The organism is Cellulosimicrobium sp. SH8, from assembly GCF_025818875.1.
Taxonomy (GTDB): domain Bacteria; phylum Actinomycetota; class Actinomycetes; order Actinomycetales; family Cellulomonadaceae; genus Cellulosimicrobium; species Cellulosimicrobium cellulans_D.
In genome coordinates, this window is record NZ_JAMXMH010000008.1 from 245690 (window position 1) to 264848 (window position 19159).

Below are 19159 nucleotides of genomic sequence, written 5' to 3' on the forward strand. Positions count from 1 at the left end.
CGCGCGACCCGCACCCCGCGCCACGTCCCGTCGCGACCTCTGACCGCGACGGGCGGGTGGCCGGACCGCGGACGTCCCCCCACGGTCGGGCCATCGCACGAGCGGCCGGCACGGATCCCCGTGCCGGCCGCTCGTCGTCGGTGGTGCCCCGCTCAGTCGGTGGCCGCGACGTTCGGTGCCCACGGCGCGGCGTCGCCCGACGCGGCCGGCGACGACGGTGCCTCCACGCGCTTGGTGAAGAAGCCGGCGGTCTCGGCGTAGCCGCCGGAGACGTAGAACTCCTTGGAGAGCCCGGTGGCGAGGCCGACGCGGCGCGCGCCCACCTCCGCCGCCCACTCCTCGGCACTCTCGAGGAGGAGGCGGCCGATGCCCTGGCGGCGGTGCGACGGGAGGACGGCGACCTCCTCGACCCGGCAGACGACGCCGCTGGACGCGAAGGTCAGGTGCCGGTTCGCGAGCAGGTACCCCACCACGCCGTGGTCGGGCAGCTCCGCCACGGCGAAGTACGTGTCGAGCGCGGCGAGCAGCGGTCCGAAGGACCGCTCGAACGCGTCCCGCTCGGGGTCGTGGCGGGGCAGCTCGAGGACGAGCGGCCACACGGCGTCACGGTCGGCGACGACGGCCCGACGGACGAGCACGCCGGACGGGGCGGTGGAGCGGGGACGGGAAAACTGGGAGGAGTCGGACACCTCCCGAAACTAGCAGCGCCGAGGGCGCCGGGCCTGGTCGTCCGGGTGGCGGTCGAAAGTCGGCGGGGGTGACGTTCCGCACGCCCGCGGGCCCGCGCAGGGCACCGCGGCCGTCAGGCCTCGCCGAGCGCGTAGCGCATCGGCTCGAGCTTCGCCTCCGACTCGGCGACCTCGGCCGCCGGGTCGGACGCGGCGACGATCCCGCAGCCGGCGAACAGCCGCACCGACCGGGGGTCCGTCGCCGAGAGCTCCGCCGAGCGCAGCGCGATGCCCCACTCGCCGTCGCCGTCCGCGCCGAGCCACCCGACCGGCCCGGCGTACCGACCGCGGTCCATGCCCTCGATCTCGCGGATCACGTCGCGCGCGACGCTCGTCGGCGTGCCGCACACGGCCGCCGACGGGTGCAGGGCCGCGGCGAGCGCGAGGCTCGTCGGCCCGGCCGCCGCACCGCCCGACGAGCCCGGGGCGACCGCTCCCCGTGCGAGGACCGCGGTCACGTCCGACGCGAGGTGCATGACGTTCGGCAGGTGCAGCACGAACGGCGCGTCGGGGACGTTCATCGACGAGCAGAACGGCGCGAGCGCCTGCGCGACCGACCGCACCGCGTACTCGTGCTCCTCGAGGTCCTTCGACGACCGGGCGAGCTGCGCCGCCCGCAGGAGCGCCTCGTCGTCGGACAGCCCGCCGCGGCGGATCGTCCCCGCGAGCACGCGCGACGTGACGAGTCCCTTCTCGCTGCGGACCAGGAGCTCGGGCGTCGCGCCCACGAGACCGTCGACGGAGAACGTCCAGCACGCCTCGTACGCCGTCGCCAGGCGCGCGAGCAGCCAGCGCGGGTCGACCGGCTCCGCCGTGTGCGCGACGACGTCCCGCGCCAGGACGACCTTCTCGAGCGCGCCCGAGCGGATGCGCTCGACGCCCTCCGCCACGACCGCGGCCCAGTCGTCGGCCCGCAGCGCGCCGTCGTGCCACGCCACCTCGCCGGGCGACGTGACGGGCGTGCGGGGCGTGCGGCGCAGCGCGTCCGTCGGGGAGGACGAGAGCGACCCGGCGGTGTCGACGGTGGTGAGCCACGCCCGGCCGTCGCGCCGGCCGACGACGACGCGCGGCACGACGAGCACCCCGCCCGCGCGGACCGGGTCGTGGGCGTCGTCGCCGGGCGCGGAGTCGTCGAACGCGAACGAGCCGAACGCGACCGGCCCCGTTCCCGGGAGACCGACCTCGTCGCGCACGACGGCGCGCGCGAGCGTCTCGTGCCACGCGGACTCGGCGTCGGCGAACCGGCCGGGCCCCCACGTCTCGAGCCGCAGCGCCTCGCCCCAGCCCACGATCCCGTCGCCCCGCCGCACCCAGGCGAGGGGCCGCACGTCGGGCAGGAGGTCGACGAGGGCGTCCAGTCCGCCGGGCAGGTCGGGGATCCGGGTGGTCCGCACGACGATGCTCGGCCTGGGGTGGGGCTGTGCGGCCGTGGCCGACGGTTCTGCAGTCATCGCCTCCCAGCGTAAGCCGCGCACGCGGGTGCGCCCTGCGGTGCGGGGACGTGGAAGCATGGGCGGCATGCCCCGCGCCAACCTGGACAAGAAGCCCTCCGAGGTCGCGTCGATGTTCGACGGGATCGCCTCGCGCTACGACCTGACGAACGACATCATGTCGTTCGGCCAGGACCGTGCCTGGCGACGGGCGACGGTGCGCGCGGTCGGCGCGCTGCCGGGGGAGAAGGTCCTCGACCTCGCGGCCGGGACCGGGACGTCGTCCGAGCCGTTCGCCGACGACGGGGTACGGGTCGTGCCCTGCGACTTCTCGCTCGGCATGCTCCAGGTCGGCAAGGAGCGCCGGCCCGACCTGCCGTTCGTCGCCGGTGACGCGACGCGCCTGCCGTTCGCGGACGGGACGTTCGACGCCGTGACGATCTCGTTCGGGCTGCGCAACGTCGTCGACACCGAGGGCGCGCTGCGCGAGATGCTGCGCGTCGTGCGCCCGGGCGGGCGGGTCGTGATCTGCGAGTTCTCGACCCCGACGTGGGCACCGTTCCGGGTCCTGTACCAGGAGTACCTCGTGCAGGCGCTGCCCCGCATCGCCGCCGCCGTGACGCGCGAGGGCGGCTCGTACGAGTACCTCGCGGAGTCCATCGCGGCCTGGCCCGACCAGGTCGGGCTCGGCCGGCACCTGCTCCGCGCGGGCTGGGAGAAGGTCGCCTACCGCAACCTCTCCGGCGGGATCGTCGCGCTCCACCGGGGCACGCGCCCCGCCTGACGCCGTCGCCGGAGCGGTCCTGACGACGCCGAATTCACCCGTCCCGCGCGGTGGCTCCCCATGCCGGTCCGCGCCGTCCGGCCTACCGTCGAGGGACGAGCGCGGCCGAAGGGGGCCCGCGCGCGGCATGACGGGGGCACGACATGGAACGCCTGACCAAGGGTGCGCTGGCGATCGGGGCGGGGGCGCTCCTCCTCCTCGGAGGGGCCGGGACCTATGCGCTGTGGTCCGACTCGCAGGCCGTCGCGGAGGCGGGGGACATCAGCTCCGGCGACCTGGACCTCGCGCTGGGGACGGCCGCCTGGACGCTCAACGGGACCGCGGTCGCGGACGTCACGGCCGTCCGCATCGTCCCGGGCGACGTGCTGGCGCTCAGCCAGCCGATCACGGTGACCGCGATCGGCGACTCGCTGCAGTCGACGCTCGCCGTGAGCGGCACGGACGGCCTCACGGGCGACCAGGCGCTCGTCGACGCGCTCGACGTGGCGTTCGCGCTCGACGGGCCGCCGGCGTGGGCCACCGCCAACGGTGACGGGACCTACGAGGTCGCGCCGTCGACGGCCGCCTACCCGGCGGTCGACGCCGACGTCACGCTGACGTTCGACGCGGCCACGGCCGGCCAGGTCGCGACGAGCTCCGTGGTGAACCTCTCGAGCCTGACGTTCACGCTCGAGCAGCACCTCTGAGAGGAGCGCGGTGGGCGTCGACCTGTCCCGCCGCCGCGCCCGGGTCGCACGTCGTCGCGCCCGACCCGGTCCGGGCGGCACGGGCGGACGCGTCGCGCACGGGCGGCGCGGTGCCGTGCGCGCCGTGGTCGTGCTCGCGCTCGCCGCGCTGCCGCTCTCCGCGGGTGCGGCGTGGGCGACGTGGTCGGCGTCGCGGCCCGTGAGCGGTGCGGACGTGCGGTCGGGCTCGTTCGGCGTCGAGACGTCGTGGCAGTCCTTCCCCGACCTCTCGGCGATGCTGCCGGGCCAGTCCCGCGACGGCGTGGTCGCCGTCACCCACACGGGCGACGGCACGTGGCGCTACCGGCTCGCGGTGGCCTACGAGGGGGCCGTGCGGCCCACCGTCGCGTTCTACCCCGGGGCGACGTGCACGGGGACGGCCCTGCCCGCGGGGGCCCTCAGCCCGCAGACGTACGCGCGGGGCGCGACGACGCAGGTGTGCGTCCGCTACACGCTGCCCGCGGGGAGCCCGAGCGACTGGCAGGGCCAGAGCGCCCAGGTCGCGGTGACGGTCACGCTCGAGAGCAGGCCGTCGTGACGCGCGGCGCCCGGCTCCGGGTCGTCGCGGCGCTGTCCGTGGCGCTCGCGCTCGTCGGCGCCCCGGCCGTCGCGTGGTGGGCGGCGAGCGGGTCGCTCTGGACGACGGCGTCGGCGGGGACGATCCCCGCCCCGACCGGGACCACGTGCACGACGACGGGCACCAACCTCGCGCGGAGCGCGACCGTGCGGTGGACCGCGCCGACGCCCGCCCCGGCCCGCTACCGCGTGACGATCGCGGGAGGCGGGCAGTCCACGACCACCGAGACCACGGCGACGCAGCTCGTCGTCACCGAGTCGCTGCTCGGCGGGCTCCTCCAGTCGATCCTCGACCTGCTGCTGGGCGGCACGACCCTGCAGGTCAGCGTCCAGTCCGTGCACGCGTCGGGATGGGTCTCGGTCCCGAGCAACGCGGTCGCGGTCCGCGGCGCGCTCCTCGCGGGCACCGGGCTCTCGGGGGTCTCCTGTGGCTGAGCGGCCTCGCGGCGGGCAGCACCGCGAGCGCGGCACGACGCGGCGGCACGGGCCGCTCGCCCGGGCGCTCGGCGTGCTCGCGCTCGGGTGCGCCGTCGCGCTCGCGCTCGTGGGGGTCGTCGTGCCGCTCGTGCTGGGGGCGACGCCGTACACGGTGCTCACCGGGTCCATGCGACCGACGTACGCGCCCGGGACGATGGTCGTCGTGCGGCCGGTCGACGTCGCGCACGTCGCGCCGGGGGACGTGGTCACGTACCAGCTCGTGTCGGGTCGGCCGGAGGTCGTCACCCACCGGGTCGTCGCCGTCGGGGTGGGGGCCGACGACGAGCGGGTGCTCACGACGCAGGGCGACGCCAACGCGGCCCCTGACCCGGTGCCGGTCCGCCCCGTGCAGGTCCGCGGCACGGTCGTCTACGCGGTCCCGCTGCTGGGGTGGGTGAGCTCCGCGGTGTCGGGGGACACGCGCCGCACCGTCGCCGTCGTGGCCGCAGCCGGGCTCCTCGGGTGGGGCGCGTGGCAGGTCGCGGCGGGACTGCGCGAGCGCTCACGCCGCCGGGCGTCGCCAGCGGTGACCCCGTGAGGCGGGACCGGGGCCGAGGGCCGCTCCACGCACTTGCCGGGGTGCTGCTCGCGGTCGTGCTCGCCGGGCCGGGCCAGGCCGCGGTGGGAGCGACGGCGCGTGCCGCGGCGGGGCCCGCGGTGGGGGTGGCGGCGGGCACGGGCGCGGTGTCGGGGGAGGAGGACGCGCTCCGGCTGAGCGCCGACGGCGCCACGTGGGCACCCGGGCTCCCGGCGTCGCTCTTCGGGCCGGACGCGCTCGTCGTGCCGGGCGCGACGGTCGCGCGCGACCTGTGGGTCCGCAACGACGGCCCGACGGCGGCGCGCGTCCTCGTCGACCTCGCGCCCGACGTCGACCCGACGGCCGCGCGGACGGGGCTCGGCGCATGGCTCGACGTCCGGCTGGACGGCGCGGTGCCGGGCGCCGCGACCTGGGAGGGGCCCGTGCTCGACCCCGGGGAGGTGGGCCGGGTGGAGGTCAGCGTCGCGATGTCCGCGGCCGCCCCGTCGTCCACGCGCCGCTCGGTCGCCGGGGTGCTGGAGACCGTGCACCTCGTGGGCGTCGCGGACGCCGCCCCGCCGATCGTCCCGGGGGAGCCGCCGTCGACCGGTCCCGGGCTGGCGCGCACCGGGGCGGACGCGTGGGGGCTTGCAGTCGCCGCGGCGCTCGCGGCCGGTGCCGGGCTGGTGCTCGCCCGACTCGGGCGGCGGCGCACGGCGTCGTCCGGCGGACGCTGACCTGCGGCGACACGAACCGGCCGCGCGCTCCGGGACCCGGGGCGGCGCGGAGAGGCTAGGCCATCGACGGGTCGGGCCCCTTGCCCGCCGGTCCTGAGCCACAGGGCCGGGAGTCGTCGGGCCCGAGGACCTTCGTCACACAATCTCCCAGGGAAGGGTCGCCTTGCTACACATCCCGCGCCGGGAGTGACTAAAGTGGCGATGTCCATTGTGACCGACTTCACAAGGACCGTGGGTGCGCCGTGTCCCGACCCGGGTCACGGTGGACCACCAGGAGATGTCCCGACGACCGGACGGTGAGGTGAGCACGGTGGGCGCGAGGCTCGACGACGCCGACGTCATCGTCGTGGGCGCGGGTCCGGCGGGCTCCGCGGCGGCCCACTACTGCGCCGCCGCCGGGCTGAGCGTCCTCCTGCTGGAGAAGTCCTCGTTCCCGCGCGACAAGATCTGCGGCGACGGTCTGACGCCCCGCGCGGTCGCCGAGCTCGTGCGCATGGGCGTCCCGACGCGCGCCGAGGACGGCTGGATCCGCAACGAGGGCCTGCGCGTCGTCGCGAGCGGCCGCTCGTGGGAGCTCGCGTGGCCCGACCTCGCGTCCTACCCGAGCTACGGCATGGCCCGCGCGCGCCACTCGTTCGACCGGACCCTCGCCGAGCACGCGCAGCGCACGGGGGCCAAGCTCCTGGAGCGCACCGCCGTCACGGGCCCCGTGCTCGACGAGCGCACCGGCCGCGTCGTCGGCGTCACCGCGCGACCCGTGGACGACAAGGGACGGCGCGCGGGCGACGAGGTCACCTACCGCGCGCCCGTCGTCATCGCCGCCGACGGCGTCTCGTCGCGCTTCGCGCTCGCGCTCGGCCTCGCGCGCCGCGAGGACCGCCCGATCGGCGTCGCCGTCCGCACCTACTTCCGCACCCCCCGTCACGACGACCCGTGGATGGAGTCGCACCTCGAGCTGTGGGACGGCAAGCCCCGCGAGTCCAACCTGCTGCCCGGCTACGGCTGGATCTTCTCGCTCGGCGACGGGACCGCGAACGTCGGGCTCGGCTCGGTGAGCTCGACCCCGGCGCGCCAGTCGGCGGCGAACGTCGACTACAAGGACCTCTTCGCCACCTGGATGCGCAACGCGCCCGAGGAGTGGGAGTTCACCGAGGAGAACCGGCTCGCGCCCGTGCGCGGCGCGGCGCTCCCCATGGGCTTCAACCGGTCGCCGCTGTACACGCGCGGCGTGCTCCTCGTGGGCGACTCGGGCGGCATGGTCAGCCCGTTCAACGGCGAGGGCATCGCGTACGCGATGCAGGCCGGGCGGGCGGCGGCCGACGTCGTCGCCCAGTCGCGCGTGCGGCTCACCGACGGCGGCCGTGAGCGCGCGCTGCAGACCTACCCGCGGATCATGCGCCGCGAGCTGGGTGGCTACTACACGCTCGGTCGGTACTTCGTGAAGCTCATCGAGCACCCCGAGATCATGCGGATCTGCACGCGCTACGGGCTCCCGCGCCCGGTCGTCATGCGGTTCGTCCTCAAGCTCCTGTCCGACTGCTACGAGCCCCGCGGCGGCGACTGGGTCGACCGCGTCATCGCGGGGCTGACGAGGGTGGTGCCCTCGTCATGAGCCCACGAGGTGGGCCCGCAACGACGCGGGCGCTCGCACCACCTGCAGGTCTTCCCGGGCACCGCCCGGGCGTCCCCGTCCCGAGCCCCCACTCGAGGAGTACGCGATGACCAACCCGTACGTACCGCTTCTCGTCCTCATGGGCGTGGCCGCCGTGCTGGCTCTCGGCGGCGTCGCCGCGAGCGCGGTCATCGGCCCCAAGCGGTACAACCGCGCCAAGCTCGACGCCTACGAGTGCGGCATCGAGCCCACGCCCCACGCGATCGGCGGCGGGCGCTTCCCGATCAAGTACTACCTCGTCGCCATGACGTTCATCGTCTTCGACATCGAGGTCGTCTTCCTCTACCCGTGGGCGGTCGACTTCGCGACGCTCGCGACCTTCGGCCTCGTCGCGATGCTCGCGTTCCTGGCGCTCATCACCGTCCCGTTCGTCTACGAGTGGCGCCGGGGTGGTCTCGAGTGGGACTGAGCGTGCGACCGACCGTCCGCGCCAGCGGGCTCCGGCGAGAGAACTAGGAGAACACCATGGGGATCGAGGAGGCTCCCTCGGGCTTCTTGCTCACCACGATCGAGGACCTCGCGGGATACCTGCGCAAGGCGTCGCTGTGGCCCGTGACGTTCGGGCTCGCGTGCTGCGCCATCGAGATGATGGCCGCCGGCGCGTCGCGGTTCGACCTGTCGCGCTTCGGCATGGAGGTCTTCCGGGCCTCGCCGCGCCAGGCGGACCTCATGATCGTGGCCGGGCGCGTGAGCCAGAAGATGGCGCCGGTCGTGCGGCAGGTCTACGACCAGATGAGCGAGCCCAAGTGGGTGCTGTCGATGGGCGTCTGCGCGTCCAGCGGCGGCATGTTCAACAACTACGCGATCGTGCAGGGCGTCGACCACATCGTGCCCGTGGACATCTACCTCCCGGGCTGCCCGCCGCGGCCGGAGATGCTCATCAACGCGATCCTCGCGCTGCACGACCAGATCCAGCACGAGCCGCTCGGCGTGAACCGCAAGGAGGCGGCGCGCGCCGCCGAGGCGGCGGCGCTCGAGGCGACGCCCACGTTCCAGATGAAGGGGCTGCTGCGGTGACGGACGAGAAGACGGGCGGCGGCACGCCCGTGCCGCAGCCCGAGGAGGTCTCCGGACCGCGGTCGGGCGACCTGGTGACCGGGGCGGGCGCGCCGCGCACGCTCGAGGTCGTCGAGGTGCGCGAGGGCATGTTCGGCGTCCACGGCTCGGGCGACACGTCGGGGTACGGCGGGCTCGTCCAGCCGGTCGCGATGCCCGGCGCGAGCCCGCGGCCCTACGGCGGGTGGTTCGACGAGGTCGTCGACGTCCTCGCGGAGGTCCTCGCCGAGGGCGGCACGCGGTTCGAGGCCGCGGTGGAGCGCGTCGTCGTGGACCCGCCGGGCGCGCACGCCGAGCTGACGATCCACGTGCACCGCGACCACCTCGTCGACGTGTGCCGCGCGCTGCGCGACGACCAGGACCTGCGGTTCGAGCTGAGCCTGGGCGTGAGCGGCGTGCACTTCCCGCACGACGTCGGCCGCGAGCTGCACGCCGTGTACCACCTCACGTCGATCACGCACGGGCGTCGGCTGCGTCTCGAGGTGTCGGTGCCCGACGCCGACCCGCACGTCCCGACCACGACGTCCGTCTACCCGACGAACGACTGGCACGAGCGCGAGACGTGGGACTTCTTCGGCATCGTCTTCGACGGCCACCCGTCGCTCGCGCGCATCGAGATGCCCGACGACTGGCCGGGCCACCCGCAGCGCAAGGACTACCCGCTCGGCGGGATCCCCGTCGAGTACAAGGGCGCGACCGTGCCCCCGCCCGACACGAGGAGGTCGTACTCGTGAGCACGCACACCACCGGCGCCCCCGGCGCCGCCCCGCACTCGACCCGCCCGCCCGTCGGGGACTTCGACGAGGGCGTCCCGAGCTTCGAGGCGTCGGGAGGCGACTGGGCGGACATCGCCGAGAGCGCCGTCGCGGCGGCCGCGCTCGGCGAGGAGCGCATCGTCGTCAACATGGGGCCGCAGCACCCGTCCACGCACGGCGTGCTCCGCCTCATGCTCGAGATCGACGGCGAGACCGTCACCGAGGCGCGGTGCGGCATCGGCTACCTGCACACCGGCATCGAGAAGAACATGGAGTACCGGACGTGGACGCAGGGCGTCACGTTCTGCACCCGCATGGACTACCTCGCGCCGCTGTTCCAGGAGACGGCGTACTGCCTCGCGGTCGAGAAGCTGCTCGGCATCACGGACGACGTCCCCGAGCGCGCGAGCGTCATCCGCGTGCTCATGATGGAGCTCAACCGGATCGCGTCCCACCTCGTGTGTCTCGGCACGGGCGGCAACGAGATGGGCGCGACGACCGTCATGACCATCGCGTTCACCGCGCGCGAGGAGATCCTGCGGATCTTCGAGGCCGTGACGGGTCTGCGCATGAACAACGCCTACGTGCGTCCCGGCGGCGTCGCGCAGGACGTGCCACCGGACCTCGTCGAGCAGGTCCGCAAGGCCGACCCGCTCATCCGCCGGTACCTCGGGCAGCTCGGCGACCTCATGCTCGCCAACCCGATCTTCAAGGGCCGCCTCGTCGGCGTCGGGCACCTCAACCTCGCGGGCTGCATGGCGCTCGGCATCACCGGTCCGGTGCTCCGCTCGACCGGTCACCCGTACGACGTGCGCAAGTCCGACCCGTACTGCGGGTACGAGACGTACGACTTCGACGTCCCGACCGCGACCGGCGCCGACTGCTACGACCGCGTCGTGCTGCGGCTCGAGGAGTGCTACCAGTCGCTGCACATCGTCGAGCAGTGCCTCGAGCGCCTCGAGAGGACTGCCGGGCAGCCCGTCATGGTGGGCGACCGCAAGATCGCGTGGCCGGCGCAGCTCGCGATCGGCAGCGACGGCCAGGGCAACTCGCTCGACCACATCAAGGAGATCATGGGCACCTCCATGGAGGCCCTGATCCACCACTTCAAGCTCGTCACCGAGGGCTTCCGCGTCCCGGTCGGGCAGGCGTGGCAGACCGTGGAGCACCCGCGCGGCGAGCTCGGGGTGCACCTCGTCTCCGACGGCGGCACGCGCCCCTACCGGGCGCACTTCCGCGACCCGTCGTTCAACAACCTCCAGGCCGTGGCGGCGATGTGCGAGGGCGGCCAGGTGGCCGACGTCGTGGTCGCCGTCGCGTCGCTGGACCCCGTGCTGGGAGGGGTGGACCGATGACCATCGACGCCGGACCTGCGACGAACGGCTCGCCCGCCGGCGGGCCGCCCCGCCCCGGGTACGACGCGGAGACGACGGCGCGCCTCGCCGCCGACGCCGCGCAGATCGTCTCCCGCTACCCCGAGTCGCGCTCGGCGCTGCTGCCGATGCTGCACCTCGTGCAGTCCGAGGACGGCTACGTCTCGCGCGACGGCATCCTCTTCTGCGCGGAGCAGCTCGGCCTCACCGCGGCGGAGGTCTCCGCCGTCGCGACGTTCTACACGCAGTACAAGCGCCACCCCAACGGGACGTACACCGTGGGCGTCTGCACCAACACCCTGTGCGCGATCATGGGCGGCGACGCGATCTTCGACGAGCTCTCCGACCACCTCGGCGTCGGCCACGACGAGACGACCGAGGACGGGGCGATCACGCTCGAGCGCGTCGAGTGCAACGCGGCCTGCGACTACGCGCCGGTCATGATGGTCAACTGGGAGTTCTTCGACAACCAGACGCCCGGCTCGGCGACCGACGTCGTCGACCGCCTCCGGGCGGGCGAGCCCGTCGCCCCGACCCGCGGCGCCGCGAGCGTGTGCTCCTTCAAGCAGATGAGCCGCATCCTCGCGGGCTTCCCCGACGGTCGTGCCGACGAGGGCGTCGGCGCGGGCGAGCCGACCCTCGCCGGTCTCCGTCTCGCTCGCGAGCAGGGCTGGACAGCCCCCGGCACCGACCAGGCCTCGACCTCGCCGGACCAGTCCTCCGCCTCGGCAGGGGGGCAGGACGCCGGAGGCGAGGGCGCGCCCGAGAAGCCGGTCACCGGTGGCGAGCAGTCGAGCGCCGAGCGCACGCCGACGACCGACGCCGACGTCGACCCCGGCGGCAAGGCCGAGTCTCCCGGCACCCAGCCCGACCCGTCGAAGGGAGCGGACGCATGAGCGAGCAGCAGGGCACCGTGGCTCGGACGACCCCGGACCCGCTGACCCCCGTCCTGTCGGACACGTGGGACGCGGACCGGTCCTGGACGCTGGCGTCGTACGTGGACCGCGGTGGGTACGCGGGCCTGCGCGCGGCGCTCGCCCAGGACCCGGCGGACGTCGTCGCGACGGTCAAAACGTCGGGCCTGCGCGGCCGCGGCGGCGCGGGCTTCCCGACGGGCATGAAGTGGGGCTTCCTGCCCGCGCCGGACGGCGGGCCGCGCTACCTCGTCGTCAACGCGGACGAGTCCGAGCCGGGGACGTGCAAGGACATCCCGCTGATGCTCGCGAGCCCGCAGGCGCTCGTGGAGGGCGTGGCGATCACGTCGTACGCGATCGGGTGCGACCACGCGTTCATCTACGTGCGTGGCGAGGTGCTGCACGTATACCGCCGCCTGTTGCGCGCGGTCGAGGAGGCGTACGAGGCCGGGTTCCTGGGCAAGAACGTCCAGGGCTCGGGCTTCGACCTGGACGTCACGGTCCACGCCGGGGCGGGCGCGTACATCTGCGGCGAGGAGACGGCGCTGCTCGACTCGCTCGAGGGGCGCCGCGGGCAGCCGCGGCTCAAGCCGCCGTTCCCGGCGGTCGCGGGCCTGTACGCGCGCCCGACGGTCGTCAACAACGTCGAGTCGATCGCGAGCGTGCCGTCGATCGTCGCGCGCGGCGCGGACTGGTTCACGTCGATGGGGACCGAGCGCTCGGCCGGGTTCGGCCTGTTCTCGCTGTCCGGTCACGTGACGCGCCCCGGGCAGTACGAGGCGCCGCTCGGCACGACGCTGCGCGAGCTGCTCGACCTCGCCGGCGGGATGCGCGGCGGCAAGGCGCTGAAGTTCTGGACGCCGGGGGGCTCGTCGACGCCGCTGTTCACGGACGCGCACCTCGACACGCCCCTCGACTACGAGTCGGTCGCGGCGGCGGGCTCGATGCTCGGCACGCGCGCGCTGCAGCTCTTCGACGAGACGACGTGCGTCGTGCGGGCCGTGAGCCGGTGGACGGACTTCTACGCGCACGAGTCGTGCGGCAAGTGCACCCCGTGCCGCGAGGGCACGTACTGGATGAAGCAGGTCCTGGCGCGCATCGAGGCGGGCCAGGGCACGGAGTCCGACCTCGACCTGCTCCTCGACACGTGCGACAACATCCTGGGCCGCGCGTTCTGCGCGCTCGGCGACGGCGCCACGTCGCCGGTGACGAGCAGCATCGAGCTGTTCCGCGACGAGTACGAGGCGCACATCACGGAGCACCGCTGCCCGTTCGACCCCGCGGCAGCGGCCCTCTTCGACTACACGCCCCGCCCGGCCCGCGTCCTGACGGCAGGAGTGCACTGATGACGACCACGACCCCCGCCCCGGGCACCGGCTCAGCGGCCGCTCCCACGGGTGGCGCGGCCAAGCCCCCGGTCCCCGCGGACCACGTGACGTTCACGATCGACGACGTCGAGATGTCGGTGCCGAAGGGCACGCTCGTGATCCGCGCGGCCGAGCAGATCGGGATCCAGATCCCGCGGTTCTGCGACCACCCGCTGCTCGAGCCCGCGGGCGCGTGCCGCCAGTGCCTCGTCGAGGTGGCGACGCCGGACCGTGAGGGCAACGTCCGGCCGATGCCGAAGCCCCAGGCGTCGTGCACGCTCGAGGCGACGCCCGGCATGGTGGTCAAGACGCAGCGCACGAGCCCGGTCGCCGACAAGGCGCAGCACGGGATCATGGAGCTGCTGCTCATCAACCACCCGCTCGACTGCCCGGTGTGCGACAAGGGCGGCGAGTGCCCGCTGCAGAACCAGGCGATGAGCAACGGCCGCGCGACGAGCCGGTTCGTCGACGTCAAGCGCACGTTCCCCAAGCCGATCGCCGTCTCGACGACGATCCTGCTCGACCGCGAGCGCTGCGTCCTGTGCCAGCGCTGCACGCGCTTCTCGCAGGAGATCGCGGGCGACGCGTTCATCGACCTGCAGAAGCGCGGGGCCGCGCAGCAGATCGGCCGGTTCGACGAGGCGGTGCTGGACTTCGCTCCGCCGTCGGGTCAGGCGCCGGGCGACCGCCCGGTCGGGCTCGCGCTCAAGGACGAGTCGGGGCTGCCGTTCGCGTCGTACTTCTCGGGCAACACGGTGCAGATCTGCCCGGTGGGCGCGCTCACGGGCGCGGCGTACCGGTTCCGGTCGCGCCCGTTCGACCTGGTCTCGACCCCCGGGGTCTCCGAGCACGACTCGTCGGGCTCGGCGATCCGTGTCGACCACCGCCGCGGCGTCGTGCTGCGCCGCCTCGCGGGCGCGGACCCGCTGGTCAACGAGGAGTGGATCACCGACCGGGACCGCTTCGCGTTCACGTGGCAGTCCGCGCCGGACCGCCTCACGCACCCGCTCGTGCGCGACCGCGAGGTCGCCCCGGACGGGTCGGTGACGCGCGGCGAGCTGCGCCCCGCCTCGTGGGCGGAGGCGCTCGAGGTCGCGGCCGACGCCCTGACCCGGGCACGTGACGCCGGAGGCGTCGGCGTCCTGCCGGGCGGGCGCCTCACGGTCGAGGACGCGTACGCGTACGCGAAGCTCGCCCGGACCTGGCTGCGCACGAACGACGTCGACCACCGCGCCCGCGCCCACAGCGCGGAGGAGGCGGACTTCCTCGCGCACGCCGTCGCGGGGCGCGCCGTCGGCCACGCCGGCGGGGTGACGTTCACCGACCTCGAGAAGGCGCCTGCCGTCCTCCTCGTCGGCCTGGAGGCCGAGGAGGAGGCGGGCGTGACCTTCCTGCGCCTGCGCAAGGGCGCCGTGCGGAACGGGGTGCGGGTGTTCTCCGTCGCGCCGTTCGCGACGCGCGGCGTCCAGCGCGTGCACGGCACGCTGCTCCCGGCGGCGCCGGGCACCGAGTCCGAGTGGCTCGACGGCATCGCCGCCGGCGACCAGGTCCGCACGCTCGACGAGGCCGAGGGCACCGATCTCCTCGCCGAGGTCAGCGACGCGCTCCGGGCGCCGGGCGCCGTGATCCTCGTCGGCGAGCGGCTCGCCGCGACGCGCGGCGGGTACAGCGCGCTGCTCCGGGCGGTCGCCGCGACGGGCGCGCGGCTCGCGTGGGTCCCGCGCCGCGCTGGCGAGCGCGGCGGCGTCGAGGCCGGCACCCTGCCGAACCTCCTGCCGGGCGGGCGTCCGGTCGCCGACGCGGCGGCCCGCGTCGACGTCGCGACCGTCTGGGGCGTGACCGCCACCGACGCGCAGCCGACGGGGCTGCCCGCCACGGCGGGCCGCGACGTCGGGGAGATGCTCGACGCCCTGTCCGTCGGCCAGCTCGCGGGCGTGCTCGTCGGCGGTCTCGAGCTCGACGACCTGCCGGACCCCGCGCACGCGCGCCGTGCGCTCGAGGCGGCGGACGTCGTCGTCTCGCTCGAGGTGCGGCGTTCGGCGGTGACCGAGCTGGCGGACGTCGTGCTTCCCGTGGCGCCGCCCGTCGAGCGCGAGGGCGCGTTCGTGAGCTGGGAGGGGCGCGTGCGCAAGTTCCCGGCGGCGCTCGCCTCCACGGCCATGACCGACCACCGCGTGCTCGACGCGCTGGCCGACGCCGCGGGCGTGCCGCTCGGCCTCGCGACCACCGAGTCGGTGCGTGCCGAGCTGGACCAGCTCGTGGGCGACGGCGCGTGGGACGGCGAGCGCGCCGCCGCGCCGGACGTCGAGAGCACCGAGCCGCCCGCCGTCGCACCCGGGACCGCGGTCCTCGCGAGCTGGCGGCTCCTGCTCGACGACGCGCGCGGCCAGGACGGCGAGCGCTACCTCGCGGGGACGGCGAAGCGCCCGGTGGCGCGGCTGTCCGCGACGACGGCCGCCGCGGTCGACGTGTTCGACGGCGACCTCGTGCGCGTCTCGACGGACCGGGGTGCGGTCACGCTCCCGGTGGTGGTGACCGACATGGTCGACCACGTGGTGTGGCTGCCGCTGCGGTCACCGGGGTCGTCCGTGCACGCGGCGCTCGGCGCCGTGCCGGGCGACGTCGTCCGGCTCGGGCCTGGGAGCACCGACGGAGGGGAGGGCGCATGAGCGGCGGGTACCTGATCCAGGCGCTCGCGGCCGAGACCCCGGGCGTGCCGGGGATCACCGCGAACTTCTCGCAGGACAACGGCTGGACCTACCTCGTGAAGGCCGTCCTCATCCTCGTCTTCCTGCTGACGAGCGTGCTGTTCGCGATCTGGTTCGAGCGCAAGGTCGTGGCGCGCATGCAGGTGCGCCCCGGCCCCAACTGGCACGGCCCGTTCGGCCTGCTCCAGTCGCTCGCCGACGCGATGAAGCTCCTGCTCAAGGAGGACATCACCGTCAAGGCGGCGGACAAGTTCGTCTACCTGCTCGCGCCGATGATCTCCGTGTTCTGCGCGCTGCTGGTGTTCGCGGTCATCCCGTTCGGGCCCGAGGTGCAGATCCCGTTCACGGACTACGTGACGCCGGCGCAGCTCACCGACTTCCCGGTCGCGACGCTCTACATCCTCGCGTGCGCGTCGCTGGGCGTGTACGGGATCGTGCTCGGGGGCTGGTCGTCCGGGTCGACGTACCCGCTGCTCGGGTCGGTCCGCTCGACGGCCCAGGTCATCAGCTACGAGCTCGCGATGGGCCTCTCGCTCGTCTCGGTCTTCCTCATGGCGGGGTCGATGTCGACCTCGCGCATCGTCGACTCGCAGACGCAGCTCTGGTGGTTCCTCCCGCTCCTGCCGGCGTTCGTCATCTACGTCATCTCGATGGTCGGCGAGACGAACCGCCTGCCGTTCGACCTCCCCGAGGCCGAGGGCGAGCTCGTGTCGGGGTACATGACCGAGTACTCGTCGATGAAGTTCGCGTGGTTCTTCCTCGCGGAGTACATCAACATGCTCAACGTCTCCGCCGTCGCGACGACGCTGTTCCTCGGCGGGTGGCGCGCCCCGTGGCCGCTGTCCGCGATCAACGACGGGATGTTCAACGAGGGCTGGTGGCCCATCCTCTGGTTCCTGGTCAAGGTCTGGGCCGTCATGTTCTTCTTCGTGTGGGTCCGTGGCACGCTGCTGCGCCTGCGCTACGACCAGTTCATGCGGTTCGGCTGGAAGGTCCTCATCCCGTTCGCGCTCGCGTGGCTCGTGCTGCTCGCCGTCGCGCAGGCCGTGCGCCAGTTCCTCGACGTCGACCTCCGGGTCTTCGTCGGCATCGCCGTCGCGCTCGCCCTCGTGGTGGTGGTCGTCGTGTGGTTCTGGCCCGAGAAGAAGGCGCCACCCGGCGCGACGCCCCGCGCCGCGGGTACCGGTCCCGAGCCGTTCGACGCGTTCGCGGGCGGGTTCCCCGTCCCACCGCTGCCGGGGCAGTCGCTCCCGCCCTCGCCCCGCCGTCGTGCCCTGGTGCCCGACGACGCACGCTCGCCCGGGGCGTCCGGCTCGCCGGGCGCCGGTGCCCCCCGAGACACACCGCACGACAAGGAGGTCGACCGTGGCTGACGAGCAGAAGCCGACCCGGCCCGGCGAGTACGAGGTCCGGCGTCCCCAGGCGAAGGGGCTGCGCGAGGCGCTCGCGCCCGTCGCCGGGTTCGGCGTGACCTTCTCCTCGATGTTCCGGCCGACGGTCACCGAGCAGTACCCGCGCCAGAAGGTGCCGACGAAGCCGCGGTACCACGGGCGCCATCAGCTCAACCGGTACCCCGACGGGCTCGAGAAGTGCATCGGCTGCGAGCTGTGCGCGTGGGCGTGCCCCGCGGACGCGATCTACGTCGAGGGCGCGGACAACGCGGACCTGCCCGACGGCGGCCACATGTCGCCGGGCGAGCGGTACGGGCGCGTCTACCAGATCAACTACCTGCGCTGCATCTTCTGCGGGCTGTGCATCGAGGCGTGCCCCACGCGCGCGCTGACGATGACCAACGAGTACGAGCTCGCCGGGCCGACGCGCGAGGGCATGATCTGGGAGAAGCAGGACCTGCTCGCGCCGCTCCAGGAGCGGATGCTCGCCGCGCCGCACCCGATGGTGCCCGGGACCTCGGACACCGAGTACTACCGCGGGGAGGTGAGCGGCCCGGTGGCCGAGCAGGTGGACTGGGTGCGCGAGCACCGGCCGGACGACCCGACCCTCCCGCCGGAGCCCACAGGGCCGCCGCCGGAGGTCCGGCGGGTCACGCCGACCTCGGGGCGGTCCGCCGGCGCGTCGGCCCGGAAGGCCGCCCGGTGACCGCGAGCGGCGGCGAGGCGGTCCTCTTCTGGGTCCTCGCCCCCCTCATGGTCCTCGCGGCGCTCTCGCTGCTCTTCGCGCGCAAGGCGGTGCACGCCGCCATCGCGGTCATGTTCGTCATGGTCGACCTCGCGATCCTCTACATCGCGCAGGAGGCGTCGTTCCTCGGCGTCGTCCAGGTGGTCGTGTACACGGGCGCGGTGATGATGCTGTTCCTCTTCGTGCTCATGCTCGTCGGGGTCGACGCGTCGGACTCGCTCGTGGAGACGATCCGCGGTCAGCGCTGGGTCGGCGTGCTCCTCGGGCTCGGGCTCGGCGTCGTGCTGGTGGGCGTGGTCGCGCAGGCGACGTTCCCGCCGTCGGTGGGCCTCGAGCTCGCCAACGCGGCGACCAACCCGGTCGCGCTCGCGCGCGTGCTCTTCGCGGACTACGTGTTCGCGATGGAGGTCGTGGGCATCCTGCTCATCACCGCCGCGGTCTCGGCGCTCGTGCTCACGCACCGGCGCCGGCTCACCCCGAAGGTGGGTCAGCGCGAGCAGGCCGACGCGAAGGTCGCGGCGCTGCCCGCGGGCGGCCGGCTCACGCCGCTCGCCGCCCCCGGCGTGTACGCGCAGAACAACGCCATGGACACCCCGGCGCTCGACGCGCAGGGCCGGCCCATCGAGGAGTCGGTCTCCCGCATCCTGCGCATCCGCGGCCAGGAGCGGTCGGCCGGGACGATCCTCGAGGCCGAGCGCGAGGTGCTCGTCGAGCACGAGCCGCTGCGGGCGCTGCCCGCGCTGCGGGCCCAGGACGCGAACGAGCGCACGGTGCAGACCGCGACCGCCGACCAGCCCGAGGGCGAGGCGCCCGCGGGGGACGTCGCCGGACCCGACGACCCGGGCCGGTCCCGGGTCCCCGGTGACGCTCGCGGGACCGAGCGAGGAGAGGACTGATGGAGCTCACCAACTACCTCGTGCTCGCGGCGATCCTGTTCTCGATCGGCGCCGCGACCGTGCTGCTGCGGCGCAACGCGATCATCGTGTTCATGGGCATCGAGCTCATGCTCAACGCGACCAACCTCGCGTTCGTCACCTTCGCCCGGATGCACGGCGACGTGACCGGGCAGGTGCTCGCGTTCTTCGTCATGGTCGTCGCGGCGGCGGAGGTCGTCGTCGGCCTCGCGATCATCGTGTCCATCTTCCGCACCCGTCGGTCCGCCTCGGTCGACGACGTCAACCTGCTCAAGAGCTGAGGGGCCGGC

General features: G+C 74.2%; 20 protein-coding genes. 18 read left to right on the forward strand and 2 right to left on the reverse strand.

Translation table 11 applies throughout. The features are described from left to right. Nucleotides 1-152: 152 nt before the first annotated feature. Nucleotides 153-689, reverse strand: a complete 537-nt coding sequence (locus NF338_RS12990) for a GNAT family N-acetyltransferase (RefSeq protein WP_264031162.1) — start codon at nt 687-689, stop codon at nt 153-155. A gap of 113 nt (nt 690-802) precedes the next feature. Continuing rightward, nucleotides 803-2179, reverse strand: a complete 1377-nt coding sequence (locus NF338_RS12995; RefSeq protein ID WP_264031163.1) for an isochorismate synthase MenF — start codon at nt 2177-2179, stop codon at nt 803-805. Between the two features lie 67 nt (nt 2180-2246). Here NF338_RS12995 and NF338_RS13000 point away from each other — a divergent pair, with 67 nt between their 5' ends. The 18 genes from NF338_RS13000 (at nt 2247) to nuoK (ending at nt 19150) form a co-directional block, all read left to right on the forward strand. After that, nucleotides 2247-2942: a demethylmenaquinone methyltransferase gene (locus NF338_RS13000; RefSeq protein WP_264031164.1), complete on the forward strand. Its 696-nt coding sequence runs from the start codon at nt 2247-2249 to the stop codon at nt 2940-2942. A gap of 143 nt (nt 2943-3085) precedes the next feature. Next, complete coding sequence (locus tag NF338_RS13005; protein WP_264031165.1) at nt 3086-3628, forward strand: alternate-type signal peptide domain-containing protein; 543 nt, start codon at nt 3086-3088, stop codon at nt 3626-3628. A gap of 10 nt (nt 3629-3638) precedes the next feature. Next, a complete protein-coding gene (locus NF338_RS13010) occupies nt 3639-4205 on the forward strand; it encodes a hypothetical protein (protein ID WP_264031166.1) in 567 nt (188 codons plus the stop codon). Beyond that, a complete protein-coding gene (locus NF338_RS13015) occupies nt 4202-4678 on the forward strand; it encodes a hypothetical protein (protein WP_264031168.1) in 477 nt (158 codons plus the stop codon). Before NF338_RS13010 ends, NF338_RS13015 begins: the two co-directional genes overlap by 4 nt. Continuing rightward, complete coding sequence (locus tag NF338_RS13020; RefSeq protein WP_264031169.1) at nt 4671-5258, forward strand: signal peptidase I; 588 nt, start codon at nt 4671-4673, stop codon at nt 5256-5258. The genes NF338_RS13015 and NF338_RS13020 overlap by 8 nt, the downstream gene beginning before the upstream one ends. A gap of 41 nt (nt 5259-5299) precedes the next feature. Continuing rightward, a complete protein-coding gene (locus tag NF338_RS13025) occupies nt 5300-5974 on the forward strand; it encodes a hypothetical protein (protein ID WP_264031170.1) in 675 nt (224 codons plus the stop codon). Between the two features lie 277 nt (nt 5975-6251). Continuing rightward, nucleotides 6252-7586 (forward strand): geranylgeranyl reductase family protein, encoded by a 1335-nt coding sequence (locus NF338_RS13030; protein ID WP_087472805.1) that lies wholly within the window; start codon nt 6252-6254, stop codon nt 7584-7586. Nucleotides 7587-7692: 106 nt separating this feature from the next. Further along, nucleotides 7693-8055 carry an NADH-quinone oxidoreductase subunit A gene (locus NF338_RS13035; protein ID WP_047234407.1) on the forward strand — a complete coding sequence of 121 codons (363 nt, stop codon included), beginning with the start codon at nt 7693-7695 and terminating at the stop codon, nt 8053-8055. Nucleotides 8056-8111: 56 nt separating this feature from the next. After that, nucleotides 8112-8663 carry a NuoB/complex I 20 kDa subunit family protein gene (locus NF338_RS13040; RefSeq protein ID WP_047234408.1) on the forward strand — a complete coding sequence of 184 codons (552 nt, stop codon included), beginning with the start codon at nt 8112-8114 and terminating at the stop codon, nt 8661-8663. 71 nt (nt 8664-8734) lie between these two features. Continuing rightward, complete coding sequence (locus tag NF338_RS13045; RefSeq protein ID WP_237843823.1) at nt 8735-9436, forward strand: NADH-quinone oxidoreductase subunit C; 702 nt, start codon at nt 8735-8737, stop codon at nt 9434-9436. After that, entirely contained in the window at nt 9433-10812 is a 1380-nt protein-coding gene (locus NF338_RS13050; RefSeq protein WP_412846790.1) for an NADH-quinone oxidoreductase subunit D, read from the forward strand. The genes NF338_RS13045 and NF338_RS13050 overlap by 4 nt, the downstream gene beginning before the upstream one ends. Continuing rightward, nucleotides 10809-11726, forward strand: coding sequence for an NADH-quinone oxidoreductase subunit NuoE (nuoE, locus tag NF338_RS13055; RefSeq protein ID WP_264031171.1), 918 nt, complete (start codon nt 10809-10811; stop codon nt 11724-11726). Before NF338_RS13050 ends, nuoE begins: the two co-directional genes overlap by 4 nt. Continuing rightward, nucleotides 11723-13090 (forward strand): NADH-quinone oxidoreductase subunit NuoF, encoded by a 1368-nt coding sequence (gene nuoF, locus NF338_RS13060; protein ID WP_264031172.1) that lies wholly within the window; start codon nt 11723-11725, stop codon nt 13088-13090. The genes nuoE and nuoF overlap by 4 nt, the downstream gene beginning before the upstream one ends. Then, entirely contained in the window at nt 13090-15780 is a 2691-nt protein-coding gene (locus NF338_RS13065; RefSeq protein WP_264031173.1) for an NADH-quinone oxidoreductase subunit G, read from the forward strand. Before nuoF ends, NF338_RS13065 begins: the two co-directional genes overlap by 1 nt. After that, entirely contained in the window at nt 15777-17192 is a 1416-nt protein-coding gene (nuoH, locus tag NF338_RS13070; protein WP_264031174.1) for an NADH-quinone oxidoreductase subunit NuoH, read from the forward strand. The genes NF338_RS13065 and nuoH overlap by 4 nt, the downstream gene beginning before the upstream one ends. After that, nucleotides 17185-17916 carry an NADH-quinone oxidoreductase subunit NuoI gene (gene nuoI, locus NF338_RS13075; RefSeq protein ID WP_141389605.1) on the forward strand — a complete coding sequence of 244 codons (732 nt, stop codon included), beginning with the start codon at nt 17185-17187 and terminating at the stop codon, nt 17914-17916. Before nuoH ends, nuoI begins: the two co-directional genes overlap by 8 nt. After that, nucleotides 17913-18851, forward strand: a complete 939-nt coding sequence (locus tag NF338_RS13080) for an NADH-quinone oxidoreductase subunit J (protein ID WP_412846794.1) — start codon at nt 17913-17915, stop codon at nt 18849-18851. Before nuoI ends, NF338_RS13080 begins: the two co-directional genes overlap by 4 nt. After that, nucleotides 18851-19150, forward strand: coding sequence for an NADH-quinone oxidoreductase subunit NuoK (gene nuoK / locus NF338_RS13085; RefSeq protein ID WP_047234414.1), 300 nt, complete (start codon nt 18851-18853; stop codon nt 19148-19150). Before NF338_RS13080 ends, nuoK begins: the two co-directional genes overlap by 1 nt. Nucleotides 19151-19159: the final 9 nt, after the last annotated feature.